We start from the raw sequence: 23,595 nt of genomic DNA, 5'->3' as shown, positions 1-23,595 counted from the left end.
TCATCGTGATGCTCCGTTCGAGAGTGCTGTGGAAGGTTCACTCGAAGGATCACGCGGTGACCGCGCCTACATCAGCAGGACACGCTCACCACCGTGGTCGTCGTACACCACTCTGGTGGACTCCACTGGGGTACGGGCACGAAAGAGGCCCCTCCCGGTGACCGGGAAGGGCCTCTGACCTCGGTGGAGGCGAGGGGACTCGAACCCCTAACCCCCTGCTTGCAAAGCAGGTGCGCTACCACTTGCGCCACGCCCCCGAGCTGCCCGAACGACCTCGGGCGGGGTGTTTCAGTTGTCGGCCGCCGGTCTCACTGCCCGGGCGTGTGGACCTCGTCGGTGGCCTCGGCCCACAGGTCGCGCTCGGCCTGGGTGTCCTGCATCTTCTTCACGGCTGCCACCCCGAGGGCGGCGGCGACCAGCATCAACAGGCGCTTCATGACGTCTCCCGGTGGAATCGAGTGTCGACGGCGACGAACTGGGTGGGCCTAACAGGACTTGAACCTGTGACCTCTTCCTTATCAGGGAAGCGCTCTAACCGACTGAGCTATAGGCCCTCCGGCGCGTGGAACACGCGACGCACGAGATTACCAAACCGCTGCGGCCATCCCCAAACCGGCGGGACGCCCGGCGAGGGATGTAGCAGGTGTACTACGGTATGCAGCATGCATGCTCCGGGGGACCTGGCGGTGCGCTGTCGCGGGCTGACGATGGTCTACGGCGACCGCACGGTCCTGGACGGGATCGACCTCGACGTCCCGCGGGGTCAGGTCGTCGCCCTGCTCGGTCCGAACGGGGCAGGCAAGACCACGACCGTGGAGGTGCTGGAGGGGTTCCGCCGACGCAGCAGCGGGACGGTCGAGGTGCTCGGCCTGGACCCGGCCCACGCGCCCGAGGCCTGGCGGTCCCGGGTCGGCGTGGTCCTGCAGAGCTGGCGGGACCACGGACGGTGGCACGTCCACGAGCTGCTCGACGTCGTCGGCGCCTACTACGCGCCCTACGGCACGGACGCGGTCCGTCGTCCGTGGCCGAGCGGGGAGCTTCTGGAGCGGGTCGGCCTGGCCGCCCACGCCGACCAGCGCATCGACCGGCTCTCCGGCGGGCAACGCCGCCGGCTGGACGTGGCCGTGGGGCTGGTCGGACGTCCCGAGCTGCTCTTCCTCGACGAGCCGACGACCGGCCTGGACCCGGAGGGACGCCGGGACGTCCACGACCTCGTCGGCGAGATGGTCGACCTCGACACGACGGTCCTCCTGACCACCCACGACCTCGACGAGGCCGAGCAGGTCGCGGACCGCATCCTTATCCTGGCCGGGGGGTCGATCCTGGCCGACGGGCCTCCGGACGAGCTGCGCCTGGGGCTGTCACGGTCCAACGAGGTGCGCCTGCGCGACCGCGCGACCGGGGAGGTGACCGTGCACGCCACCGCCGACCCCACGGCATACCTGACCGAGGTCCTGGCGACACGGCCGGGGCAGGTGGAGGTGCTGGAGGTCCGACCCGCGTCCCTCGAGGACGCCTACCTGCACGTCGTCCGCCGCGTCGAGGCCGGCGAGGACGTGTCCGACCTGCCCGGGCTGCCGGATGTCGACCGTCACGACCACCTGGGGAGGTCCCGATGAGCGGGAGCACGGCGCCCGCGGTCCTGCGTGCCTCCTGGGCGCAGGCCCGGGTGACGGTGAGGCGCAAGTACCTCAGCCCGACGGGCATCTCGGCGCTCGTGACGCCGGTCATCTTCCTGACCGTCCTGTGGTTCTTCCGGGACAGCCAGATCCGCGGTCTGGTGCCGACGTCGGCGTGGCTGTTCAGCGGCATGCTGACCTTCGGGCTGGTGGCGGGGGCGGTCCTCGGCGTCGCGGCCGACATCCAGGCCGAGCGCGAGGACGGGACGCTGCTGCGCGCCAAGGCGGTGCCGCACGGCATGACCGGGCACCTGCTGGCCAAGCTCGTGGTGGCCCTCGTCGACGCGCTCGTCCCTGTGTTCCCGCTGCTCGGCCTGGCGGCGGTCCTGCTTCCCGAACTGCTGCCGGGCAGCCTGGGCGCCTGGGTGGGCTTCGGGCTCCTCTACCTGCTCGCGACCGCGGCGATGCTGCCGTGGGGCGCTGTCCTCGGCTCGCTCTTCCGGACCGCCGTGGGCGTCGGGGTCGCGGGTCTGGTCGTGTATGCCGTGGCCGCCGTCTCGGGGATCTTGTACCCCCTCACCGCCCTGCCGGGCTGGCTGCAGGTGGTGGGGCAGGCGACCCCGCAGTACTGGATCGGGCTCGGGATGCGCCGGGCGCTGCTCGACCCCTCCGCCGCCTCCCTGGAGGTGGGCGGCACCTGGCGCACCGAGCTCGTGGTCGGCGTGCTGCTGGCCTGGGCCGTCGCGGGGATCGTCCTGGCACCCGTGCTCCTGCGGAGGATGGCGCGCCGGCAGTCGGGCCGGGCCGTCGCCGAGGCACGGGACCGGGTCCTGAGCCGGGGGTACTGAACGGTGGGGACGTCGGCCGACACCGTCCACAACCGGATCGCCATGCTCCGGGCCGAACGAGGGGTGTCCCGCCGGGCCCTGGCCGAGGCGCTGGGGGTGCACTACCAGACGGTGGGCTACCTCGAGCGGGGCGAGTACAGCCCCTCGCTGCACCTGGCGCTGTCGATCGCGGGCTACTTCGAGGTGCCCCTGGAGGTGGTCTTCTCCCTGGAGCCGTTCGAGCGGCTGGGTGGCGGACCGCTCAGGGGCGGGGGGGCTACTCGTCGGACAGGGTGATCTGGGCACCGCCGACGAGCGCGGCGCAGATGTTGTAGAGGAACGCGGTCAGGGTGGCCAGGGCGGTGAGCAGGAAGACGTTGAGCACGCCCAGCACGGCGGCCAGGGACACGACACGACCGAAGCCCAGGTAGTCCATGAGGTCGAAGGACGGCCCGCCGGACTCACCGCTGGTCACCTGGACGAAGAAGTCGCTGATCGTGGAGAAGACGTTCATGCCCGACAGGACGGTCCACAGCACGGCGACCATCACCACCCCGGCGATGCCGAGCGCCACCGAGACCAGGAAGCTGATCTTGAGCACCGACCACGGGTCGACGCGCTGGGCGGTGAGCCGGACCCGTCGAGGACCGCCCCGGCGGGGCGCCTGCCGGGGTGCCGGGGCCGCGTTGCCGCTCGTGCGAGCGGTCCCGCCCCCACCCGGACGAGCACCGGAGGAGCTCCGCCCCGCGGACGCTCCCGCGGCCGAGCCGGACGCCAGTCCGGCGGTGGCGCTCTTGAGGGCACGGGCCTTGCGGGCCGCGAGGTCGCGGCCCTGGGCGGTCCGGGCCAGGGCGCCGTCGCGCATGCTGGCGGCGGCGGACCCGGCGGTCGACCCGGACGCACCCTCGGGCTTCACCCGGTCGTGGACCTGGGTCTCGTCGTCGGACGTGGACGCGCCCGACGAGGCGCCGTGGGTCGTGCTCATGCGTCGTCTCCCGTGTCGGGTGCTGTCGTCTCACCGACCGATGGGCCACCGTCCGGTTCTGACGACGGTACGGCATCGGTGCTCGGCACGACAGTCTCCGCGCCGTCGTCGGGCTCGTCGTCGGGTCCGTCGAGCAGCTCGACGCCCTCGACCGAGACCTCCTCGGCGTTGCGGGCGACGGCCACGATGGAGTCGTTGCGGCCGGGGAGGGCGAAGCGCACGCCGGCGGTGTCCCGACCGGTGATGCGCACCTGGTCGACCGCCGAGCGCACGACGTTGCCGCGCTCCATGACGACGAGCACCTCGTCGCTGTCGTCGACGGTCAGCGCCCCGACGAGGGTGCCGCCCTTCTCCGTCGCCTTGGCGACCTTGATGCCCAGACCGCCGCGCCCCTGGACCCGGTAGTGGGACACGGGCGTGCGTTTGGCCATGCCGGACTCGAAGACGACGAAGACGAAGGGGTCCTCGCCCTCCGGGACCACGGACATCGAGAGGAGGAAGTCGTCGCCGCGGAACTTCATACCGGTCACGCCCGAGGTGGCACGGCCCATGGGCCGCAGCGTCTCGTCGGTGGCGGTGAACCGCACCGACTGGCCCCGCCGCGAGACGAGGAGGACGTCGTCCTCGGCGGAGGCGAGCCCCGCTCCCACGAGCTCGTCGCCGTCGCGCAGGTTGACGGCGATCAGCCCACCGGCGCGCGGGGAGTCGTAGTCGCCGAGCCGGGACTTCTTGACCAGGCCGTTGCGCGTGGCGAGCAGGAGGTAGGGAGCCTGGTCGTAGTCCCGCAGCGGCAGGACCTGCCGGATCTTCTCGTCCGGCTGGAAGGCCATGAGGTTGGCCACGTGCTGGCCGCGCCCGGTGGGCCCGCCCTCCGGGAACTCGTAGGCCTTGGCCCGGTAGACCCGACCCATGTTGGTGAAGAACAGCATCCACTGGTGGGTGCTGGTGATGAAGAAGTGCTCGACGACGTCGTCGGCGCGCAGGGCCGCGCCACGCTTGCCCTTGCCTCCGCGGTTCTGCGGGCGGTACTCCCGCACCGGGGTGCGCTTGACGTAGCCACCACGGGTGATGGTGACGACCACGTCCTCCTCGGGGATGAGGTCCTCCATCGACATGTCGCCCTCGTCGGGCACGATGCGGGTGCGCCGAGCGTCGCCGAAGCGCTCGACCACGCTGGCCAGCTCGTCGCTGATGATCGTGCGCTGGCGCGGCGGGCGCGCGAGGATGTCCTTGTAGTCCTCGATCTGGGCCTGCAGCTCGTCGTGCTGCTCGATGATGCGCTGGCGCTCGAGGGCGGCGAGGCGGCGCAGCTGCATGTCGAGGATCGCGCGCGCCTGGATGTCGTCGATGCCGAGCAGCCCCATGAGGCCGTCCCGGGCGTCGTCGGCGGACGGGCTGCGGCGGATGAGCGCGATGACCTCGTCGAGCATGTCCAGAGCCTTGAGCAGCCCACGGAGCACGTGGATCCGCCGCTCGGCCTCGTCGAGACGGTACTGCGTGCGGCGCACGATGACGTCGACCTGGTGCTCGACCCAGTAGCGGATGAAGGCCGAGATCGGCAGCGTGCGCGGGACGCCGTCGACGAGGGCGAGCATGTTGGCGCTGAAGTTGGCCTGCAGCTGGGTGTGCTTGTAGAGGTTGTTGAGGACGACCTTGGCGACGGCGTCGCGCTTGAGCACGATGACCAGGCGCTGGCCGGTGCGGCCGGAGGTCTCGTCGCGCAGGTCGGCGATCCCGGCCAGCCGCCCCTCGTTGACGAGCTGGGCGATCTTGCGGACCAGGTTGTCCGGGTTGACCTGGTAGGGAAGCTCGGTGACCACCAGGCACTGGCGGCCCTGGATCTCCTCGACCTCGACGACGGCCCGCTGCACGATGGAGCCGCGGCCGGTGCGGTAGGCGTCCTCGACGCCCCGGTGCCCCATGACGAGCGCGCCGGTCGGGAAGTCGGGGCCGGGGATGAGCTCGAGGGTCTTCTCGAGCAGCTCCTCGCGGCTGGCCCCGGGGTGCTCGAGCAGCCACTGCGCGGCGCCGGCGACCTCGCGCAGGTTGTGGGGCGGGATCTGGGTGGCCATGCCGACGGCGATGCCGGCGGATCCGTTGACCAGCAGGTTCGGGAAGCGGGACGGCAGGACCGTCGGCTCCTTGGTCTTGCCGTCGTAGTTGTCGGTGAAGTCGACGGTGCCCTCGTCGATGTCGCGGACCATCTCCATCGCCAGCGGGGCCATGCGGCACTCGGTGTAGCGGGGAGCTGCAGCGCCCTCGTCGCCCGGCGTGCCGAAGTTGCCCTGACCGGTGATGAGCGGGTAGCGCAGCGACCACGGCTGCACCAGGCGCACCATCGCGTCGTAGATCGCGCTGTCGCCGTGGGGGTGGTAGTGGCCCATGACGTCGCCGACGACGCGGGCGCACTTGTTGAAGCCGCGGTCGGGTCGGTAGCCCCCGTCGAACATCGCGTAGACGACGCGGCGGTGCACGGGCTTGAGCCCGTCGCGGACGTCGGGCAGCGCGCGGGACACGATGACGCTCATCGCGTACTCGATGTAGCTGCGCTGCATCTCAGCATTGAGGTCGACCGCCTCGATGCGGTCGGTCTCGCCGGGCGACCGGTCCACGGGCGCCGTCTGCGGGTCCGGGTTCTCGGTCCCCTCGACCTCGCCGTCCACGTCCTGGGGCAGGTCGGGGGTCACGTCGTCGGGGGTCTGCTCGTCAGCCATCGTTTCCCTCGGGTGTGGTCGGTGGGGTCAGGAGGTATGGGGTGCGCGTGCCGGTCGGCCCGGCTAGATGTCCAGGAACCTGACGTCCTTGGCGTTGCGCTGGATGAACCCACGGCGGGACTCGACGTCCTCACCCATGAGGACCGCGAAGATCTCGTCGGCCGCCGCGGCGTCGTCGATCGTCACCTGCAGCAGGACACGGGTCTCCGGATCCATCGTCGTCTCCCACAGCTCCTGGGCGTTCATCTCGCCCAGACCCTTGTAGCGCTGGACGCCGGAGTCCTTGGGGAGCCGGCGACCGTTGGCCAGGCCCTCGCGGATGAGGACGTCGCGCTCGCGGTCGGAGTAGGCGAACTCGTGGTCGGCGTTGGACCACTTCATGCGGTAGAGCGGCGGCTGGGCCAGGTAGACGTAACCGTGCTCGATGAGCGGGCGCATGAACCGGAAGAGCAGCGTGAGCAGCAACGTCCGGATGTGCATGCCGTCGACGTCGGCGTCGGCCATCACCACGATCTTGTGGTAGCGGGCCTTGGTGATGTCGAACTCCTCGCCGATGCCGGTGCCGAAGCCGCTGATCAGCGCCTGCACCTCCAGGTTGGCGAGGACCCGGTCGAGGCGCGCCTTCTCCACGTTGAGGATCTTGCCGCGGATCGGCAGGATCGCCTGGTGGAAGGGGTCGCGACCGGAGACGGCCGAACCGCCGGCCGAGTCCCCCTCGACGATGAACACCTCGGACAGCGCGGGGTCCTTGGACTGGCAGTCCTTGAGCTTGCCGGGCAGGCCCAGGCTCTCCAGCGGGCCCTTGCGCCGGGTGGCGTCGCGCGCCTTCCGGGCGGCGACGCGGGCGTGGGCCGCCTGGACGGCCTTGCCGACGATGGCCCTCCCCTCGCGGGGGTGCGCGTCCAGCCAGGCTCCGAAGCGCTCGGTCATCGCGGCCTGGACGAAGCCCTTGACCTCGGAGTTGCCGAGCTTGGTCTTGGTCTGGCCCTCAAACTGGGGCTCGCCCAGCTTGACCGAGACGACGGCCGTCAGGCCCTCGCGGACGTCGTCACCGGTGAGGTTGTCGTCCTTCTCGCGCAGCAGCTTCGTGGAGCGTGCGAAGTCGTTGACGAGGCGGGTCAGGGAGGCCCGGAAGCCCTCCTCGTGGGTGCCGCCCTCGTAGGTGTTGATCGCGTTGGCGTAGGTGTGCACCGACTCGCTGTAGGCCGCGGTCCACTGCATCGCCACCTCGAGGCTGAGGCTGCGGGCGCCGTCCTCCAGCTCGAAGGCGATGACCTCGTCGTGGATCGGCTCGGCCCGCTTGGACCTGTTGATGTGCTTGACGTAGTCGAGGATGCCGTCGTCGTAGCGGTAGGTGACCGTGCGGTTCTTCACCGCCCGGGTGGCCTCGTCCTCGGTCTCCTCGATGGCCTCGACGTCCTCGTCGGTCTCGACAGGACGCTCGTCGGTGAGCGTGATCGCCAGGCTCTTGTTGAGGAACGCCATCTGCTGCAGACGGATCCGCAGCGTCTCGAAGTCGAACACCGTGGTGTCGAAGATGTCGGTGCTGGGCCAGAACACGATGGTCGTGCCGGTCTCGTCCTGCGGTATCGCCTCGTCCTCGGACAGCGGGGCGACCGGGACGCCCAGCTGGTAGGCCTGCCTGAAGACCCGGCCCTTCTGGCGGACCTCGACCTTGAGCAGGTCCGACAGGGCGTTGACGACCGAGGAACCGACGCCGTGCAGACCGCCGGAGACCTTGTAGCCGCCGCCGCCGAACTTCCCACCGGCGTGCAGGACGGTGAGCACGACCTCCACCGCCGGCCGCTTCTCCACCGGGTGGATGCCCGTCGGGATGCCGCGGCCGTTGTCGACGACCCGGCAGCCGCCGTCGGCGAGCAGGGTGATCTCGATGTGATCGGCATACCCCGCCATCGCCTCGTCCACCGAGTTGTCGACGATCTCGTAGACGAGGTGGTGGAGGCCGCGCTCGCCGGTCGAGCCGATGTACATGCCCGGGCGCTTGCGGACGGCCTCGAGGCCCTCGAGGACCTGGATCGCCGACGCGTCGTAGGCGGGCGCTGTCGCCAGCGACCCGGGGTCCCCTCCCGTGGGTGTCACCTCGGGCAGCTCCGGCATGGCGGGCTCGGCAGGGCTCTGGGGGCCAACCTCAGGCACGGTGCTCCTTGAAGGCGAGGGACGGGACAACATCCCCATGCTACCCGTCGGTCGTCCCTGAACCCGCATTCCACAGGCCTTCTGCGGCCCAATTTCGGCGATCTGGCCGCTCAACCTCCCCCGCTCCCATCCCCACCACGCCACTGGGGTCCGACAGCGCCCACGGGCGGCCGTACGCCAGCCCTTCCAGACGGGTCGTCCGGTGCTCTCCCGCTCCGGCCGGCCGCGCCCGCCGTGCGGCACCGGTGGTCACCCCCTCGGCGCGGGTCTACGGTGGAGGAGAAGGTCGAGCAACGCCACCAGGAGGAGTCGGGATGGGCGACGGCGAGGGTCGCGGCAGGGTCACGAGCACCCAGTGGGGTCTGGTGGCGGGCCTGCTCATCGGGGCCGCGGTGGGGGTGGTCCTGTTCGCCCTCACGAACGAGGTGCTGTGGCTCGTGCTCCCGGGGGTGGGGGTCGCGCTCGGCAGCGGAATCGGCGCCTCCCTCGACAGCCGTCGACGCTAGAGAGCTCTGCGCGGGACGTCGATCGCGGGGGCGGGGATATCGTGAAGCGCGTGGACGAGGAGCTGGAGCCGCTGCACGCCGCGCACGAGGCGCTGGCACGAGCGCGGCGGAGCGCACGGGAGCGGGGTCTGCGACCGGGGTCCCCGGCCGGGGCGGGCCGGCGCCGCGCCATGGAGCCGCAGCACTCGACCACAGACAAGCGTGAGCCGCTCGCGGTCGGGGCCGAGATCGACCGCCTCGTGGCCAGCCGGGGGTGGGACGCCGACGTCCAGGTCGGCTCCGTCGTCGGGCGCTGGTCCGCCATGGTCGGCGAGCAGGTGGCGGCCAACGTCGAGGTCGTCTCGTTCGAGGGAACCGTGCTCACGGTGCGCGCGGTGTCCACGGCCTGGGCGACCCAGATGCGCGTCCTGCTGTCCTCGATCCTGGCCCGGATCGAGCGCGAGGTCGGCCCCGGCGTGGTGACCGAGATCCTCGTCCACGGCCCGGCCGGCCCGTCCTGGCGCCGGGGACCCCTGTCCGCCGGTGGCCGGGGACCAAGAGACACCTACGGCTGAGATCTGAGATCAGCACGCCGCGCGTCCGTTGGTGGGGGTCGGAGCCCTCAGTCGCCTGTGGCCGTGGGGGTGGGGACGACGGAGCCCAGGGTGACCTCCAGCACCCGGGCTGTGCCGAGCAGGTCGGCGGGGACGTCCTCGGGGACGGCAGCCGTGATGAGCACCTGCTCGCAGTCGGCCACGAGCTCGGCCAGCCGTCGCCGCCGACCGCTGTCCAGCTCGGCGAAGACGTCGTCGAGGACCAGCACGGGGTCGGTGCCCAGGTCGTGGCGCAGCAGGTGGAACCCGGCCAGCCGCAACGAGAGGGCCAGGCTCCAGGACTCGCCGTGGCTGGCGTAGCCCTTCGCCGGGAGGTCGCCCAGCGACAGGAGGACGTCGTCCCTGTGCGGGCCGACCAGGGTCACGCCCCGCTCCTGCTCCGCCGCGCGGACCTGCTCGACCGCGTCGAGCAGGGCCTGGACCAGGTCGTCCTGGTCGGGCACCTCTCCGTCGGCGACCCGCGCGGCCACCGGCTCGGGAAGACTCGACCGGTAGGACGCCCCAGCGACCGTCTCGCTGTCGCTGATCGTCCGGTATGCCTCCTGGAGATAGGGCCCGAGGTCCCTCAGCAGCCGCAGGCGCGCATAGAGCAGCGCCCCGCCGATCTGCGCGAGCTGGCCGTCGAAGACCCTCAGCGTGTCCAGCGCCCCGACCCTCGCCTCGTCCAGGCTCTGACCGGGCGCCAGGTTCGGTCCGCCCGACCGCCTCGCTCCGGCCCGCGGCGCACGCCACAGGTGGGCGGCGGAGCGGAGCAGGGCGTTGCGCTGCTTCACCGCCCGGTCGTAGTCGGCCCGCACCCCCGCCCACCGCGGCTGGCGTGCGACCAGCAGGTCGTCGAGGAGACGGCGACGCTCCGCAGGATCCCCCTTGACCAGGGCGAGGTCCTCCGGCGCGAACAGCACCGTGCGCAGGGTTCCGAGCACGTCCCGCTGCCGGGCGACCGGTGAGCGGTTGACCCGTGCCTTGTTGGCCCGGCCGGGGACGATCTCCAGCTCCACCAGGGACTCGTGCCCGTCGTGCACGACGGTGGCGCGCACGACGGCCGACCCCGCACCGGCCCTCACCAGCGGGGCGTCCTGCGCGACGCGGTGGGAGCCCAGCGTGGCCACGTACCCCGCGGCCTCCACGAGGTTGGTCTTCCCCTGCCCGTTGCGACCCAGGAGCACGGTCACGCCCGGCTCGAGGGCGACGGTCGCCGCGGGATAGCTGCGGAAGTCGGTGACCGAGAGCTCTCGCAGGTGCACCGGTGCCCGGGGTCCTGCTCAGCCCGGGTGGGTGTCGCCGCTGCCCGAGGTGGGGCCGGTGCCACCCTCGGTCGCGCCGGAGCCCGAGGACGGACCTGCGTCGTCGGCCACCTCCGCGGGGGACGACCCGCCGTCCTCGCCCGCGCCGACCCGCGTCTCGCCGGGGTCCTGCTCCTTGGGCTCGGCGCCGTGGTGGACCTCGACCTGGCCGTCGTCCTTGCTGCCGGCGTCGTCGAGCATCGTGACCGCGTGCCCGCCGAACTGGCCGCGCAGGGCCGCCACGGCCTGCATCGCGGGCGAGTTCTCCTGCCGGGACGCGAACCGCGAGAAGAGCGCCGCGCTGATCACCGGCATCGGCACCGCCATCTCGATGGCTTCCTCGACCGTCCAGCGGCCCTCGCCCGAGTCGGTGGTGTACTCGCTGACCCCCTCCAGCCCCGGGGTCTCCTCCAACGCCTTGACCAGCAGGTCGAGCAGCCAGGACCGGACCACGGTCCCGCGGGACCAGGCCTGGAAGCATCCCTTGACGTCGGTGACGATGTCCTTGGCGGTGAGGAGCTCGTAGCCCTCGGCATAGGCGTGCATGAGGCCGTACTCGATGCCGTTGTGGACCATCTTGGCGTAGTGGCCGGCGCCCACGGCGCCGGCGTGCACGAACCCCTCCTCGCGCGGCCCCTCGGGCCGCAGCGCGTCGAAGACCGGCATCGCGATCTCCACGTGCTCCGGGCGCCCGCCGCACATCAGCCCGTAGCCGTTCTCCAGCCCCCAGATCCCGCCGGAGACGCCGCAGTCGACATACCCGATCCCGAGGGGGTCGAGGATCGCGTCGAGCTCGACGTCCTCGGTGTACTTGCTGTTGCCTCCCTCGATGACGAGGTCGCCCTCGGAGAGCAGCTCGCCCAGCTCCTCCACGGTCGAGCGCGTCGGGGCACCGTGCGGCACCATGACCCACACCACCCGCGGTGGCTCCAGCTCGGCCACCATCGCCGCGAGGTTGTCGACGTCGCGCAGGTCCTCGTCGAGGTCGAACCCGACGACCTCGTGCCCGGCGTGGCGCAGCCGGTCGCGCATGTTGCCGCCCATCTTGCCCAGGCCGATCATGCCGATCTTCATCTTGCTCGCTCCTCGTCGCGTGGGTGGGGGTATGTCGTGCCCGTGCCTGTCGGTCCGGGGCCGGGGACCGCTCGGACGGCTCAGCCGGCGAACCGCACCGGCATCAGGACGTAGCGGTAGGACTCGTCCGACTCGCCGTCGACCTCTGCCTGCCCGGAGAGCACGGCAGGGCGGGAGGGCTGGGTGAACGCCAGGCGGACGAAGGGCGCGTTGAGGACGCCCAGCCCGTCGAGCAGGAACTGCGGGTTGAACGCAATCTCGATCTCCGGTCCGGTGAGCGTCGCCTCGACGGCCTCGCTGCCCTGGGCGTCGTCGCCGGTGCCGGCCTCGATCGCCACCTGGCCGTCGGTGAAACGCAGCCGCACCGGGGTGTTGCGCTCGGCCACGAGCGCGACGCGGCGTACGGCCTCGATGAGCGCCTGGGTGTCCACGACCGACACCGAGTCGACGCTGCTGGGGAAGATCGAGGTGACCTTGGGGTACTCACCGTCGAGCAGGCGGGTGGTCGTGCGTCGCTGACCCGCCTCGAACCCCACGAGCCCGTCGTTGCGCTGGGCGTCACCGAAGGCGACGTTGACCGAGGCGGCCGCGCCGAGAGCCTTGGCCGTCTCCGAGAGCGTGCGCGCCGGGATGAGCGAGACGTTGCTGGCGTCCGCAGATCCGGGGTTCCAGGTGAACTCGCGCATCGCGAGCCGGTAGCGGTCGGTGGCCAGCATCGTGACCTTCTCCCCGTCGATCTCGACGCGCACGCCGGTGAGGATCGGCAGGGTGTCGCCGCGGTCGGCGGCGATGGAGACCTGGTGCACCGCCTGGGTGAAGACGTCACCGGCCACCGTGCCGCTGGGCTCGGCCTGCGCCGGCAGCTGCGGGTAGTCGGACACGGGCATCTGGATCAGCGAGAACCGGCTGGAGCCGCAGGTCAGCTGGACCTTGGAGCCCTCGGTGGCGACCTCGACCGGCTTCAGGGGCAGGTTGCGGGAGATGTCGGCGAGCAGCTTGCCCAGGACGAGCACCTGGCCGCCCTCGGTGACCTCGGCCTCCACCGTCACGGTCGCCGAGACCTCGTAGTCGTAGGCCGACAGGGTCAGCGTCCCCTGCTCGTCTGCGGTCAGCAGCACGCCGGCCAGGACGGGGACGGGAGGACGGCTGCTCAGGCCACGGACGACCCAGGCCACCGCCTCGGAGAGGACATCGCGCTCGACACGGAACTTCACGACTCTGCGCCTTTCGGCTCACGAAGGAGGACTGGCCCGGGTGCGGCACCGGTGGCGACGCGGGGAGGTGCAGCATGTCACGACAGGTCGTGCAACGTCCACGCGGCCCAGGAGGGTGTGCTCCTCCTGGGCCACTGTGCCACGAGGCGACCGGTGGCGTGGTCGCTCGTCCCCAGGGACGCGGGGCGATATCTCTGCGGTAGAGGGACTCGTCGTCGTCATCGGGGCTGTGGACACTGTGGACAACGGGCTGGACAAGGGTGTGACGTCGCTGGCCCGGTGCCCCGCGCCGGCAGGGGTTCACCCTGTGTACGACCGGTGGACACCTTGGGCGTCCAGCACGACCGGCTGTGCACGGCGAGTCGTCGTCCCCAGGTCGGTCACCTCCGGACCCCTGTTGTCCACAGGCTGACCTGCCCGGATCCGCAGGTCGTGCACACGGCGGTGCACAGGGTCGGGGAACGTTTCAGGCGCGTGGAGGACGGCCGCGAGCGGGGCGGGTGTGACGAAGGTGAACGCTGAGCAACAACACACAGGGTTGTCCACAGGTGTGGACAGCCTGGGGCGGGCGTCAGCGCGCTGAGGCCTTGCGGATGATGCCGGTCAGCTCGGTGATCTGGTCGTAGAGGGCGCGACGTTCGCCGATGAGCTGACGGATCTTGCGCTCGGCGTGCATGACCGTCGTGTGGTCGCGACCGCCGAAGGCCTGGCCGATCTTGGGCAGCGAGAGGTCGGTGAGCTCGCGGCACAGGTACATCGCGATCTGCCGGGCGTTGACCAGGGTCCGCGAGCGCGAGGTGCCGCACAGCTCCTCGCCGCTGATCTGGAAGTAGTCCGAGACCTCGGCCATGATCGTGGTGACCGTGATGGTCGCCGACTCGCCGCTGGGGATGATGTCCTTGAGGACGTGCGCAGCCAGCTCGACGTCCAGCGGCCGGTTGCTGAGCGACGCGAACGCCGTCACCCGGATCAGCGCGCCCTCGAGCTCGCGGATGTTGGTGGTGATCTTGCTCGCAATCAGCTCCAGGACGTCGTCGGGGACCGACATGCCCTCCTGCGCGGCCTTCTTCTGCAGGATCGCGATCCGCGTCTCCAGGTCAGGCGGCTGCACGTCGGTGAGCAGGCCCCACTCGAACCGGCTGCGCAACCGTTCCGCGAAGCCGGAGAGCCGCTTGGGCGGCTGGTCGGAGGTGATCACGACCTGCTTCTCGCTGTTGTGCAGCGTGTTGAAGGTGTGGAAGAACTCCTCGACCGTCTGCTCCTTGCCCTGCAGGAACTGGATGTCGTCGATGAGCAGGAAGTCGACGTTGCGGTAGCGCCGCTGGAAGGCGCCGGCCTTGTCGTCCCGGATCGAGTTGATGAAGTCGTTGGTGAACTCCTCGGAGTTCACGTAGCGCACCCGCACGCCCGGGTACAGCCCGCGTGCGTAGTGGCCGATCGCGTGCAGCAGGTGCGTCTTGCCCAGGCCGGACTCGCCGTAGATGAACAACGGGTTGTAGGCGCGGGCGGGCGCCTCGGCCACCGCGAGGGAGGCCGCGTGCGCGAAGCGGTTGGAGGAGCCGGACACGAAGGTGTCGAAGGTGTACTTCGGGTTCAGCCGCGCGTCCTCGGCGCTCGTGGTCTGCACGGCGCCGGAGGTGAAGCCCGGGTGGTCGCCGCGGGTCGGTGTGTCGGGCCGGTATGCCGTCCGCGCGGAGGGCGGGGCGCCCGTCGGCTCCGGCTCGTCGCCCTCCTCCTCGACCTGACGGCGCAGGTCGTCGTCCACCGTGATCGCCAGCCGCACGTCGTGCCCCAGGATCCCGGTGAGGGCCTCGACGATGGGGGGCCGGAGGGAGGTCTCGAGGACCTCCTTGGTGTGCTGGTAGGGCACGGCCAGCAGCGCGGTGCCGTCGAGGAGCCCGACGAGACGGGTCAGCCGGAGGTAGGCACGGTCGCGGGCGGCGATCCCTCCGGACTCGAGCTGGGTGACGACCTGGTCCCAGGCGGCTGTCGAGTCCAACGGAGGGGGCGCCTGGGCCATCTGGGTGCTGTCCCCTCTTTGGTTCGACCGGCTGGTGATCTGTCCACAGAGTTGTCCACAACCTGTGGACAGATCGGTGGACAACGGAGTCGAAGGCGCGACGCTAACAGGACCACGCCGCCACGGCAAGTGGTCAGAGGAAGATTGTTGCACGGCGCTGGCGTGTCCTGCGTAAGGGCGTGCCGGTGGAGCGCGATGATGGTCGGTTGGCCTGTGACGCCCGCCCCCGGGCGTCGCGTTTGACCCGTGCCACGCGCTCCCGTACCGTGGGACCCGCCGATTTCGGCCGCTTTCGCCTGCCCACGGGTGGGCGCCCGAACGTCGCCACCGAACCCTGGCCGACGCCCCTGCCTGCGCAGTGGGCGGCGACCACCCAGATCCACGGACGCCCTCCGCGGTCGTCCCCGTCATCCGGAGCATCACCATGAGCAAGCGCACCTTCCAGCCCAACAACCGTCGTCGCGCCAAGAAGCACGGCTTCCGCCTGCGCATGCGGACCCGCGCCGGCCGCGCGATCCTCGCGGCCCGTCGTGCCAAGGGCCGCTCCGAGCTCTCCGCCTGAGACCGCAGGCTGCGTCGGCGCTCTGATGCTGCCGCGTCGCCACCGGCTCACCCGCCCGGCCGACTACCGTGCCGTGCTGCGCGGGGGTCGGGACGTGCGACGCCGGAGGGCAGGCACCGACCTGCTCGTCGTGCACGCCGTGCTGACCACCGAACCCACGCTCACGCGTCCGCCGCGCGTGGGTTTCGTCGTGTCCAGGGCGGTCGGCAACTCGGTCGTGCGCCATCGCGTGGTGCGTCGCCTGCGGGCGCTGCTGGCGCCCCGGCTCGCCGCCGTGCCCATGAGCACCGACCTGGTGGTGCGTGCCCAGCCTGCCGCTGCAGCAGCGACCTCGTCCGAGCTGGGCGAGGACCTGGACCGCGCGCTGGAGCAGGTCCTCCGTCCCGCAGGGGGTGGGCGATGACCAGCGGGTCGAGGTCCGGGCCCGCAGCGGGCACCATGCGTGACGTGCACCGCGGTGGCGTCCCGCGTGGCGAGAGACGGAGCACGAGTGCGCTGCCGCTGGTCTGGCTCGTGCAGCTCTACCAGCGCACGATCTCCCCGCTTCTCGGCCCGGTGTGCCGCTACTACCCGTCCTGCTCGGCCTACTCGGTCACCGCGCTCGAGCGCTTCGGACCGCTGCGCGGGCTGTGGCTGACCGTGCGGCGTCTCGGCCGCTGCCACCCGTGGGCGGCCGGCGGGGTCGACCACGTGCCCGCGCAGCCTGCGCCACCCCATACCCACGACGTGCCGGCGGCCCCGGCCACCGGCACGCCGCACCCCCCGGCCAGCGCTGCTCGCCACCTATCCTGAGGACCTCATGACGTTCTTCGACACGATCCTCTTCCCGTTCATCTGGTTCGACTCCGCCATCCTGGTCGGCTTCGAGTGGCTGCTCACCCGGATGGGGATGAGCGACACCAGCGGCTGGACCTGGGTGCTGGCCATCATCGGCCTGGTCGTCACCCTGCGCGCGCTGCTGACGCCGCTGATGATCCGGCAGATCAAGAGCCAGCGACGCCTGCAGATGGTGCAGCCGGAGCTGGCGAAGATCCAGGCCCGGTACAAGGGCAAGAAGGACCAGGCGTCGCAGAAGGCCTTCCAGGAAGAGACCTTCGGGCTCTACCGGGAAGCCGGTGCCAACCCGTTCGGCGCCTGCCTGCCGATCCTCATCCAGATGCCCTTCTTCTTCGCACTCTTCCGCCTGCTCAACAGCGCGCAGTCCGTCTCGGAAGGTCGGTCCGAGCCCCTGGGGCTGTTCACCCGCGAGCTGGCGACGAAGATGGCCGAGTCCGACATCTTCGGCGCAGGACTGACCTCGACCTTCCTGCACGACCAGGACCTGTCTGCCAAGATCCTCTCGGCCGTGCTCATCCTGGTCATGTCGGGCACGCAGTTCATCACCAGCCACCAGCTGATGCGCCAGAACATGTCGCCCGAGGCGCTCAACAGCCCGATGGCGCGGCAGCAGCAGATGCTCATCTACATCCTGCCGATCGTCTTCGCGGTCACGGGCGTCAACTTCCCGATCGCACTGCTCATCTACTGGACCGTGAGCAACTTCTGGACGATGGGCCAGCAGTTCTTCGTGATCCGCAACATGCCGGCCCCGGGCTCGCCGGCGGAGGCGAAGTACCGCGAGCGCATGATCCGCAAGGGCCGAGAGGGAACCGGCATCCAGCTGAAGAACCCCAACCTGCTCTCCGAGCGCGAGAGCGCCGAAGCGGCGACCGAGGCGGCCAAGGCCGGCCAGCGCACCCAGCCGAAGAGCAAGAAGCGCTCCAAGAAACGCTGACCCAGGACGAGGCGCTGCGCCCCTGCACGAACCCCGGCCCGGGCCTGCGGCCTCGACACGACGCCAGCCCGAGCACCAAGAATTCGAGGAGACACCATGAGCACCACCCCCGAGACCACCGCCGAGACCCTGCCCCCCGCCGACGTCGAGCAGGTGCCGAGCCCTGCCGAGCCGGGGACGCCGCTGGGGGAGGACGAGACGGTGCAGACCGCCGAGGCTGCGGGCGACGACGTTGCCGACGACGCTGTCGGTGAGACGGCGATCGAATCAGGCGAGCCGGTCGAGGACGGCGAGGACGAGGAGACGGTGGTGCCGGCCGGCGAGCGGGCCCCCGCGAGGACGGCGGAGCTGGTGCGTGAGGGGGAGATCGCCGCCGACTTCCTCGAGGCGCTGCTGGACATCGCCGACCTCTCCGGCGACCTCGAGGTGGACATCGAGGGCAACCGCGCGGCCGTCGCGATCGTGGACTCCGAGGACGGTGTGGCGCCCCGTCGCCTCGTCGGGCCGGGGGGTCAGGTGCTGGACGCGCTCCAGGAGCTCACCCGGCTGGCGGTGCAGGCGGAGACCGGGGAGCGCAGCCGGCTGATGCTGGACGTCGCCGGCTACCGCGACGACCGTCGGACCGCGCTCGTCACGACGGCGCGCCGCGCCATCGACGAGGTGAAGGAGTCCGGGGTCCGCCAGGAGCTGGAGGCGATGACGGCCTTCGAGCGCAAGGTCGTGCACGACGAGGTGCTCGCTGCCGGACTGCACTCGGAGTCCGAGGGCGTCGAGCCGTCCAGGCACGTCGTGATCCTGCCAGCCTCGTGATCCTGCGTGCGGCCGGCCTGATGCCATGAACGGGCAGGGTCTGGATGCACCGAGCAGGGCACCGGACCCGCCCGAGGAGGCCGAACTGGTGTTCGGCCAGTCGTTGCCGCTGGCCCGGCGGTATGCCGACCTGCTGGCGACGACCGGGATCTCGCACGGCCTCGTGGGCCCGCGGGAGGCGCCCCGCCTGTGGGAGCGCCACCTCGTCAACTGCGCGGTCATGGAGACGCTGGTGCAGCAGGGTGAGCGGGTCGTGGACATCGGTTCGGGAGCGGGGCTCCCCGGGCTCGTGCTCGCGATCGTCCGCCCGGACCTCGACGTCCACCTGGTCGAGCCCCTCCTGCGGCGCACGACCTGGTTGTCGAGAGCCGTGGACGAGCTCGGGCTGGAGAACGTCACGGTGCACCGGGGGCGTGCCGACGAGGTCGACCTCACTGCGCCCGTCGTGACGGCGCGTGCTGTCGCCTCCCTCGACAAGCTCGTGGCCTGGTCGTTCCCGCTGCTGGCGCCCGGCGGCCGGCTCCTGGCGCTCAAGGGCGAGGCTGCGGCGGAGGAGCTGCGCAGCGTCGAGCCCCTGCTGCTGTCGCTCGGAGTGACCCACCACCAGGTGCGCGTCGTCGGGGTCGACCGGGTCAGCGAGCCGGCGCGTGTCGTGGAGATCGTGCGCCCGGACGTCGTCCCGCCCCGGTCCGCTCGTCGGCGAAGCGAGAGCACGTCTGCACGCGCGAGGCGACGAAGCACGACCCGGGAGCGGTGAGGGCCGACGCTGGCTGAGCTCACCGCCCCGGCCCGGCAGCGGAGGGGCGACCGCCAGACCGAGCACCGGCGGCGAATCGCCGGTGGGGCCTTTGGTCGGGGCCCGGCGATCAGCGATGATGGTCCCCTGATGACGATGACTGACCATGGCGTGCTCGGGTGGCCTGCCCGAGGCACCGGTGCCGATCCCCGCGAGCTCGACCGGTTTAGTACCACCAGCCCCCTGGGGTGGCCGTCATCGCCGGAGCGTGCGCGGTCGCGGCCGACCGCGCGCAACGGGTCCGGCGGCCAGACGTCCCTGCAGGGGGACATCGATGTTTCACGGGAAACAGGTCCGGCCTCGATCTCGAACCTCGGTGCTGGGGTGACGGCCTCGACGGTTTCACGGGAAACCACGGCAGCACCGCCCGAGGCCCCCCGGCACCTCTGGTCGGGAACCCGCATCATGACCGTCGCCAACCAGAAGGGCGGGGTCGGCAAGACCACCTCGGCGGTGAACCTCGCGGCCGCCATGGCGGAGGCGGGGCTGCGGGTGCTCGTCCTCGACATGGACCCCCAGGGCAACGCCAGCACCGCGCTGAGCATCGACCACCGGAGCGGGACGCCGGGCATCTACGACGTCCTCATCGACGGCATGCCGCTCGCCGACGTCGTGCAGGAGTGCCCCCAGCTGCCGGGCCTGCTCTGTGCACCCGCCACCATCGACCTCGCCGGGGCGGAGATCGAGCTGGTCCCGCTGGTCGCCAGGGAGAACCGGCTGCGCCGGGCACTCACCGCCTACCTCGACGCGCAGACCGGTGCCGAGGAGATCGACCTGGTGCTGATCGACTGCCCGCCCAGCCTGGGTCTGCTCACCGTCAACGCCTTTGTGGCGGCTCGGGAGGTCCTCATCCCGATCCAGTGCGAGTACTACGCGCTCGAGGGGCTCAGTCAGCTCCTCAAGAACGTGGAGCTGATCCAGCTGCACCTCAATGCCGACCTGCAGGTCTCCACGATCCTGCTCACGATGTTCGATGCCCGGACGCGGCTGGCGGCTGACGTCGCCGGTCAGGTCCGTGAGCACTTCGGCCCGAGGGTCCTCAGAGCCGCGATCCCACGGTCGGTGCGGATCAGCGAGGCTCCGAGTCACGGAGAGACCGTCATCACCTACGACCCCGCGAGCACCGGGGCCCTGTCCTATCTGGAAGCCGCCGCAGAGATGCGGGAGCAGGAGGTTCGAGCATGAGCGAGCGACGTCGAGGACTCGGCAAGGGTCTGGGAGCCCTCATACCGACCGCAGCACCAGGAGGTGACCGGCCCTCGGACGTGTTCTTCCCACGCGCGGTACCCACGGACGGTTTCACGGGAAACGGCCCACGAGGCACCTGGGGCGCTGACGACGCTGCGACAGAGGGGGTCCACGCCAAACCAGGGAGTTCCTTCTTTCCCGGGCCAGACGGTGACGGTGTGACCCTGGCCCCGGTCCCGGGGGCGCAGTACGCGGAGATCCCGATCGACTCCATCCGGGCCAACCCCCGTCAGCCGCGCCAGGTCTTCGACGAGGACGACCTGGCCGAGCTGGTGGCCAGCATCCGAGAAGTAGGGGTGCTGCAGCCCATCGTGGTGCGGCCGGTGACCGACTCCTCCGACGAGGAGGTTTTCGAGCTCGTCATGGGTGAGCGGCGCCTGCGCGCGACCCGGGAGGCTGGGCGGACGAGCATCCCGGCGATCGTCCGCCTGACCGAGGACCAGCACATGCTCCGGGACGCCCTGCTGGAGAACCTGCACCGGGCGCAGCTCAACCCGCTGGAGGAGGCCGCCGCCTACCAGCAGCTTCTCGACGACTTCGGATGCACCCACGAGGAGCTTGCCGGGCGGGTCGGGCGCTCCCGCCCCCAGATCTCCAACACGCTCCGCCTGCTGCGTCTGCCTCCGCTGGTCCAGCGACGCCTGGCGTCCGGGGTGCTCACGGCCGGCCACGCGCGCGCGCTGCTGGGCCTCGGGGACGGCGCAGCCATGGAACGGCTGGCCCAGCGGATCGTCGCCGAAGGGCTCTCGGTCCGCTCCGTCGAGGAGATCGTCGTCCTGGGTGGTGACACGGCGCCGTCGCCGCGGCGTGCGGCGCAGCGCAGCGCGCCGACCCCCGAGATGCAGCAGGCGGCGGAGTCGCTGTCGGCGCGGCTGGAGACCCGTGTGCAGGTGGTCATGGGTCGCCGCAAGGGCAAGATCACCGTGGACTTCGCTGGTCCCGACGACCTCGAACGGATCCTCGCGGCCCTGGCGCACGACTGACCTGCACGCACTGTTCTCCACAGAAACCGCGACAGCCGTCCACAGGGTTGTGGACAACCCGTGTGGACGGCTGTGGACGGAGCGGGGTCAGCCTGTGAACTGCGACATCTCCTGCGCCAGCTTCTTCTTCGGCAGTGCGCCGACGATGGTCTTGACGACCTGACCGCCCTGGTAGACGTTCATCGTCGGGATGCCGGTGATGCCGTACTGGCGGGTGATCTCCGGGTTCTCGTCGGTGTTCAGCTTGGCGATCGTGAGCTTGTCGCCCCACTCCTTCGAGAGCTCCTCGAGGATGGGGGCGATCATCTTGCAGGGGCCGCACCAGGGGGCCCAGAAGTCGACGAGCACAGGGCCGTCGTGCTGGAGCACGTCCTCGGTGAAGGTGGCGTCGGAGGTCTTGATGATGGCCATGGGATGTCCTTCGGTCAGGGGTGGGAGATCGGTCGGGCGTCGAGGAGGGCCGACGAGTCTGCGGTGTCGTCGAGCGCGGCGAGGTAGCGTTCGGCGTCCAGGGCGGCGGAGCAGCCGGTCCCTGCCGCGGTGATGGCCTGTCGGTAGGTGTGGTCCACGAGGTCGCCGCAGGCGAAGACGCCCTGAAGGCTCGTGCCGGTCCCGGCGCCCTGGGTGAGGACGTAGCCCTCGTCGTCGAGGTCGACCTGGCCGACGACCAGCTCGTTGCGCGGGTCGTGCCCGATCGCCACGAACAGACCGTTCGTCTCTACCTCGCTGATCTCCCCGGAAATGGTGTCCCGCAACGTGATCGAGGTCAGTTTGGGACGCCCGTTGAGGGCTGTGACCGCAGTGTTCCAGCGGAAGCTGATCTTGGGGTCGTTGGCTGCCCGCTCGGCCATGATCTTGCTGGCGCGCAGCTCGCCGCGACGGTGCACCACGGTCACCGTCCTGGCGAAGCGGGTCAGGAAGGTGGCCTCCTCCATGGCGGAGTCGCCACCGCCGACGACCACGATGTCCTGGTCCCGGAAGAAGGCTCCGTCGCAGGTCGCGCACCAGGACACGCCGTGCCCCGAGAGCTCCTGCTCCTCCGGCAGACCGAGCTGTCGGTAGGCCGAACCCGTCGCCAGGATCACCGACCTCGCGCGGTGGACGGTGCCCTCGCCGTCGGTGACCAGCTTGACCGGCCCGGTCAGGTCGACGCTGACGACGTCGTCACGCACGAGCTCGGCACCGAAGCGCTCGGCCTGCTCCCGCATGTTCATCATCAGCTCGGGTCCCATGATGCCGTCGGCGAACCCTGGGAAGTTCTCCACCTCGGTGGTGTTCATCAGCGCGCCGCCGGCCGTGACCGAACCCTCGAAGACCAGGGGGGACAGGTTCGCGCGAGCGGTGTAGATCGCGGCCGTGTAGCCGGCCGGCCCCGAACCGATGACGATGACCTCGCGGACGGAGTCGTCGGTGTGGCTGGGAGCTGGCATGGTGTCCGGCAGCGTGATGGGCAGGGAGCTCATGGGGTCCTTCCTGGACGCGCGGAGGCCGGGGACGCGGCCCACGGGCGGTGAAGACGGGATGTTCTCGGAACCGATCCTAGGCGGCGCTTGTTCCCGGTCCAGACTCAGGGCAGGACGGGCACGGATGCGATGGGCGTCGTCTCGGCGCCCGAGGTGCACGCCCACGGCATGAGGTAGGCGGTGGCGACCGCACCGTCGTGCGCGACAGCCAGGAGGACCACCACCGGTCCGTCGGCCAGCTCGGCCCGGGCAGCGGAGCGCTGGGACCAGAGCCCCGCGGCACCGGTCGCGTCCCAGCACCTTCCTGCCTGAGCCGGGGTCAGGACGGACTCCGGCTCGGTGGCGTCCTGCCCTGCCGCCGCCGTCGTCTCGGTGTGGATGCGGGTACCGAAGGTCGTGACGTCGACCGTCCCCAGCGGGGCGAGGAGCACCAGCTCTTCGGGCGCCGTCAGCAGGCTCGCCTCCTCGGTCGCGGCGGCGGAGTCCCCACCTGCGGCGTCCGCCATGTCCCCGGCAGCGGCAGCACGGTCCGCGTCCTGGACCGCCTCGCCCGACGGGTACTGGGCCGCGCTGCCCGCACCGACGCCATCCGGTCCGAGCGGAAGCTGGGACAGGGCGACGGTGGTGATGGCCAGGCCGGCCGCCGCCGCGCCCAGCAGCGTGAGCGTGCGGCCGGGGCGACGCCGAGAGTGCTCGGCCGCGAGGTCGATGACGCCGGCGCTCCCAGCCCCGCCGTGGCGGGCATGATGGGCCTGCTCGACAGCGAGACGCAGCTCGATCCGGTGGACCAGGTCCTCCGGCATCGGCCCGGGGTCGGGCAGGGTGGACAGGAGGTCGCGCATCCCCGTGGGGTCCGGGTCCTGACCGGCAGCGTCGTGCTCCGGTCGTCGACCGGGGGTGTCGCTGGTCGTCACAGGCGGACCTCCTTCGAGGGGGCGGAGCGCGCATGGTGGCGCCAGACGTCGTG

24 protein-coding genes and 2 tRNA genes are annotated in these 23,595 nt (G+C 71.0%); 13 read left to right on the top strand and 13 right to left on the bottom strand.

The genetic code is table 11. The features are described 5' to 3' along the window. Window positions 1–184 precede the first annotated feature (184 nt). From ACI3ET_RS14645 to ACI3ET_RS14635, 3 genes are all read right to left on the bottom strand, one after another. Window positions 185–257, bottom strand: a tRNA-Ala gene (locus ACI3ET_RS14645). A gap of 51 nt (window positions 258–308) precedes the next feature. Next, window positions 309–437: a DLW-39 family protein gene (locus ACI3ET_RS14640; RefSeq protein WP_405033809.1), complete on the bottom strand. Its 129-nt coding sequence runs from the start codon at window positions 435–437 to the stop codon at window positions 309–311. Between the two features lie 43 nt (window positions 438–480). Then, window positions 481–554: transfer RNA gene (locus ACI3ET_RS14635), tRNA-Ile, on the bottom strand. 108 nt (window positions 555–662) lie between these two features. Between ACI3ET_RS14635 and ACI3ET_RS14630 the strand changes: the two genes are divergently transcribed. From ACI3ET_RS14630 to ACI3ET_RS14620, 3 genes are read left to right on the top strand one after another with little or no spacing between them, the layout of a single operon-like run. Then, window positions 663–1,619, top strand: coding sequence for an ABC transporter ATP-binding protein (locus ACI3ET_RS14630; RefSeq protein WP_405033808.1), 957 nt, complete (start codon window positions 663–665; stop codon window positions 1,617–1,619). Beyond that, window positions 1,616–2,467 (top strand): ABC transporter permease, encoded by an 852-nt coding sequence (locus ACI3ET_RS14625; protein WP_405033807.1) that lies wholly within the window; start codon window positions 1,616–1,618, stop codon window positions 2,465–2,467. Before ACI3ET_RS14630 ends, ACI3ET_RS14625 begins: the two co-directional genes overlap by 4 nt. A 3-nt stretch (window positions 2,468–2,470) precedes the next feature. Further along, window positions 2,471–2,743: a helix-turn-helix transcriptional regulator gene (locus ACI3ET_RS14620; RefSeq protein ID WP_405033806.1), complete on the top strand. Its 273-nt coding sequence runs from the start codon at window positions 2,471–2,473 to the stop codon at window positions 2,741–2,743. Here the strand turns inward: ACI3ET_RS14620 and ACI3ET_RS14615 are convergent. The 3 genes from ACI3ET_RS14615 to gyrB form a co-directional block, all read right to left on the bottom strand. Then, the gene (locus ACI3ET_RS14615; protein WP_405033805.1) at window positions 2,724–3,431 is read right to left on the bottom strand and encodes a DUF3566 domain-containing protein; all 708 of its coding nucleotides are present in this window, start codon (window positions 3,429–3,431) and stop codon (window positions 2,724–2,726) included. The genes ACI3ET_RS14620 and ACI3ET_RS14615 overlap by 20 nt on opposite strands. After that, window positions 3,428–6,145: a DNA gyrase subunit A gene (gene gyrA, locus ACI3ET_RS14610; protein ID WP_405033804.1), complete on the bottom strand. Its 2,718-nt coding sequence runs from the start codon at window positions 6,143–6,145 to the stop codon at window positions 3,428–3,430. Before gyrA ends, ACI3ET_RS14615 begins: the two co-directional genes overlap by 4 nt. A 63-nt stretch (window positions 6,146–6,208) precedes the next feature. Continuing rightward, complete coding sequence (gene gyrB / locus ACI3ET_RS14605; protein ID WP_405033811.1) at window positions 6,209–8,263, bottom strand: DNA topoisomerase (ATP-hydrolyzing) subunit B; 2,055 nt, start codon at window positions 8,261–8,263, stop codon at window positions 6,209–6,211. 353 nt (window positions 8,264–8,616) lie between these two features. Here gyrB and ACI3ET_RS14600 point away from each other — a divergent pair, with 353 nt between their 5' ends. Together ACI3ET_RS14600 and ACI3ET_RS14595 are read left to right on the top strand one after the other, a co-directional pair. Then, entirely contained in the window at window positions 8,617–8,808 is a 192-nt protein-coding gene (locus tag ACI3ET_RS14600; RefSeq protein ID WP_405033803.1) for a hypothetical protein, read from the top strand. A 50-nt stretch (window positions 8,809–8,858) separates the two neighbouring features. Continuing rightward, complete coding sequence (locus ACI3ET_RS14595; protein WP_405033802.1) at window positions 8,859–9,362, top strand: DciA family protein; 504 nt, start codon at window positions 8,859–8,861, stop codon at window positions 9,360–9,362. A gap of 47 nt (window positions 9,363–9,409) precedes the next feature. Here ACI3ET_RS14595 and recF read toward each other — a convergent pair whose 3' ends face one another. The 4 genes from recF to dnaA form a co-directional block, all read right to left on the bottom strand. Then, the gene (gene recF / locus ACI3ET_RS14590; protein WP_405033801.1) at window positions 9,410–10,645 is read right to left on the bottom strand and encodes a DNA replication/repair protein RecF; all 1,236 of its coding nucleotides are present in this window, start codon (window positions 10,643–10,645) and stop codon (window positions 9,410–9,412) included. Window positions 10,646–10,663: 18 nt separating this feature from the next. Next, window positions 10,664–11,758, bottom strand: coding sequence for a phosphogluconate dehydrogenase (NAD(+)-dependent, decarboxylating) (gnd, locus tag ACI3ET_RS14585; RefSeq protein WP_405033800.1), 1,095 nt, complete (start codon window positions 11,756–11,758; stop codon window positions 10,664–10,666). Window positions 11,759–11,838: 80 nt separating this feature from the next. Then, on the bottom strand, window positions 11,839–12,972 hold the full coding sequence (dnaN, locus tag ACI3ET_RS14580) for a DNA polymerase III subunit beta (protein ID WP_405033799.1): 1,134 nt from the start codon (window positions 12,970–12,972) through the stop codon (window positions 11,839–11,841). A gap of 571 nt (window positions 12,973–13,543) precedes the next feature. Further along, window positions 13,544–14,992 carry a chromosomal replication initiator protein DnaA gene (dnaA, locus tag ACI3ET_RS14575; protein WP_405033798.1) on the bottom strand — a complete coding sequence of 483 codons (1,449 nt, stop codon included), beginning with the start codon at window positions 14,990–14,992 and terminating at the stop codon, window positions 13,544–13,546. 424 nt (window positions 14,993–15,416) lie between these two features. Between dnaA and rpmH the strand changes: the two genes are divergently transcribed. From rpmH to ACI3ET_RS14535, 8 genes are all read left to right on the top strand, one after another. After that, window positions 15,417–15,554, top strand: a complete 138-nt coding sequence (gene rpmH, locus ACI3ET_RS14570; RefSeq protein WP_405033797.1) for a 50S ribosomal protein L34 — start codon at window positions 15,417–15,419, stop codon at window positions 15,552–15,554. Window positions 15,555–15,579: 25 nt separating this feature from the next. After that, entirely contained in the window at window positions 15,580–15,957 is a 378-nt protein-coding gene (locus ACI3ET_RS14565; protein ID WP_405033796.1) for a ribonuclease P protein component, read from the top strand. Beyond that, window positions 15,954–16,346 (top strand): membrane protein insertion efficiency factor YidD, encoded by a 393-nt coding sequence (yidD, locus tag ACI3ET_RS14560; RefSeq protein WP_405033795.1) that lies wholly within the window; start codon window positions 15,954–15,956, stop codon window positions 16,344–16,346. The genes ACI3ET_RS14565 and yidD overlap by 4 nt, the downstream gene beginning before the upstream one ends. 7 nt (window positions 16,347–16,353) lie before the next feature. Next, window positions 16,354–17,328 carry a membrane protein insertase YidC gene (yidC, locus tag ACI3ET_RS14555; RefSeq protein WP_405033794.1) on the top strand — a complete coding sequence of 325 codons (975 nt, stop codon included), beginning with the start codon at window positions 16,354–16,356 and terminating at the stop codon, window positions 17,326–17,328. A gap of 96 nt (window positions 17,329–17,424) precedes the next feature. Continuing rightward, window positions 17,425–18,138, top strand: a complete 714-nt coding sequence (locus ACI3ET_RS14550; protein ID WP_405033793.1) for a Jag family protein — start codon at window positions 17,425–17,427, stop codon at window positions 18,136–18,138. A gap of 25 nt (window positions 18,139–18,163) precedes the next feature. Beyond that, window positions 18,164–18,895: a 16S rRNA (guanine(527)-N(7))-methyltransferase RsmG gene (gene rsmG, locus ACI3ET_RS14545; RefSeq protein WP_405033792.1), complete on the top strand. Its 732-nt coding sequence runs from the start codon at window positions 18,164–18,166 to the stop codon at window positions 18,893–18,895. Between the two features lie 129 nt (window positions 18,896–19,024). Beyond that, on the top strand, window positions 19,025–20,119 hold the full coding sequence (locus tag ACI3ET_RS14540) for a ParA family protein (protein WP_405033791.1): 1,095 nt from the start codon (window positions 19,025–19,027) through the stop codon (window positions 20,117–20,119). Beyond that, window positions 20,116–21,165 (top strand): ParB/RepB/Spo0J family partition protein, encoded by a 1,050-nt coding sequence (locus ACI3ET_RS14535; RefSeq protein WP_405033790.1) that lies wholly within the window; start codon window positions 20,116–20,118, stop codon window positions 21,163–21,165. The genes ACI3ET_RS14540 and ACI3ET_RS14535 overlap by 4 nt, the downstream gene beginning before the upstream one ends. 87 nt (window positions 21,166–21,252) lie before the next feature. On the opposite strand, the gene trxA is transcribed toward ACI3ET_RS14535, so the two are convergent. The 3 genes from trxA to ACI3ET_RS14520 form a co-directional block, all read right to left on the bottom strand. After that, a complete protein-coding gene (gene trxA / locus ACI3ET_RS14530; protein ID WP_405033789.1) occupies window positions 21,253–21,576 on the bottom strand; it encodes a thioredoxin in 324 nt (107 codons plus the stop codon). A 14-nt stretch (window positions 21,577–21,590) separates the two neighbouring features. After that, complete coding sequence (gene trxB, locus ACI3ET_RS14525) at window positions 21,591–22,595, bottom strand: thioredoxin-disulfide reductase (protein WP_405033810.1); 1,005 nt, start codon at window positions 22,593–22,595, stop codon at window positions 21,591–21,593. Window positions 22,596–22,732: 137 nt separating this feature from the next. Then, on the bottom strand, window positions 22,733–23,542 hold the full coding sequence (locus tag ACI3ET_RS14520; RefSeq protein WP_405033788.1) for a hypothetical protein: 810 nt from the start codon (window positions 23,540–23,542) through the stop codon (window positions 22,733–22,735). Window positions 23,543–23,595 lie beyond the last annotated feature (53 nt).

The organism is Ornithinimicrobium jinqii (assembly GCF_045032595.1).
Taxonomy (GTDB): domain Bacteria; phylum Actinomycetota; class Actinomycetes; order Actinomycetales; family Dermatophilaceae; genus Ornithinicoccus.
This window is presented reverse-complemented; position numbering and strand designations above follow the sequence as displayed.

What these genes read in the sequence shown, in the direction of transcription:
- rpmH (WP_405033797.1), top strand. Translation starts at nt 15,417, where the DNA reads ATGAGCAAGCGCACCTTCCAGCCCAACAACCGTCGTCGCGCCAAGAAG.
- yidD (WP_405033795.1), top strand. Translation starts at nt 15,954, where the DNA reads ATGACCAGCGGGTCGAGGTCCGGGCCCGCAGCGGGCACCATGCGTGAC.
- ACI3ET_RS14615 (WP_405033805.1), bottom strand. Translation starts at nt 3,431, where the DNA reads ATGAGCACGACCCACGGCGCCTCGTCGGGCGCGTCCACGTCCGACGAC.
- ACI3ET_RS14565 (WP_405033796.1), top strand. Translation starts at nt 15,580, where the DNA reads ATGCTGCCGCGTCGCCACCGGCTCACCCGCCCGGCCGACTACCGTGCC.
- gnd (WP_405033800.1), bottom strand. Translation starts at nt 11,758, where the DNA reads ATGAAGATCGGCATGATCGGCCTGGGCAAGATGGGCGGCAACATGCGC.
- ACI3ET_RS14600 (WP_405033803.1), top strand. Translation starts at nt 8,617, where the DNA reads ATGGGCGACGGCGAGGGTCGCGGCAGGGTCACGAGCACCCAGTGGGGT.
- yidC (WP_405033794.1), top strand. Translation starts at nt 16,354, where the DNA reads ATGACGTTCTTCGACACGATCCTCTTCCCGTTCATCTGGTTCGACTCC.
- trxA (WP_405033789.1), bottom strand. Translation starts at nt 21,576, where the DNA reads ATGGCCATCATCAAGACCTCCGACGCCACCTTCACCGAGGACGTGCTC.
- rsmG (WP_405033792.1), top strand. Translation starts at nt 18,164, where the DNA reads ATGAACGGGCAGGGTCTGGATGCACCGAGCAGGGCACCGGACCCGCCC.
- ACI3ET_RS14640 (WP_405033809.1), bottom strand. Translation starts at nt 437, where the DNA reads ATGAAGCGCCTGTTGATGCTGGTCGCCGCCGCCCTCGGGGTGGCAGCC.
- gyrB (WP_405033811.1), bottom strand. Translation starts at nt 8,263, where the DNA reads ATGCCGGAGCTGCCCGAGGTGACACCCACGGGAGGGGACCCCGGGTCG.
- ACI3ET_RS14535 (WP_405033790.1), top strand. Translation starts at nt 20,116, where the DNA reads ATGAGCGAGCGACGTCGAGGACTCGGCAAGGGTCTGGGAGCCCTCATA.
- ACI3ET_RS14540 (WP_405033791.1), top strand. Translation starts at nt 19,025, where the DNA reads ATGACGATGACTGACCATGGCGTGCTCGGGTGGCCTGCCCGAGGCACC.
- dnaA (WP_405033798.1), bottom strand. Translation starts at nt 14,992, where the DNA reads ATGGCCCAGGCGCCCCCTCCGTTGGACTCGACAGCCGCCTGGGACCAG.
- ACI3ET_RS14550 (WP_405033793.1), top strand. Translation starts at nt 17,425, where the DNA reads ATGAGCACCACCCCCGAGACCACCGCCGAGACCCTGCCCCCCGCCGAC.
- trxB (WP_405033810.1), bottom strand. Translation starts at nt 22,595, where the DNA reads ATGCCAGCTCCCAGCCACACCGACGACTCCGTCCGCGAGGTCATCGTC.
- ACI3ET_RS14630 (WP_405033808.1), top strand. Translation starts at nt 663, where the DNA reads ATGCATGCTCCGGGGGACCTGGCGGTGCGCTGTCGCGGGCTGACGATG.
- gyrA (WP_405033804.1), bottom strand. Translation starts at nt 6,145, where the DNA reads ATGGCTGACGAGCAGACCCCCGACGACGTGACCCCCGACCTGCCCCAG.
- ACI3ET_RS14625 (WP_405033807.1), top strand. Translation starts at nt 1,616, where the DNA reads ATGAGCGGGAGCACGGCGCCCGCGGTCCTGCGTGCCTCCTGGGCGCAG.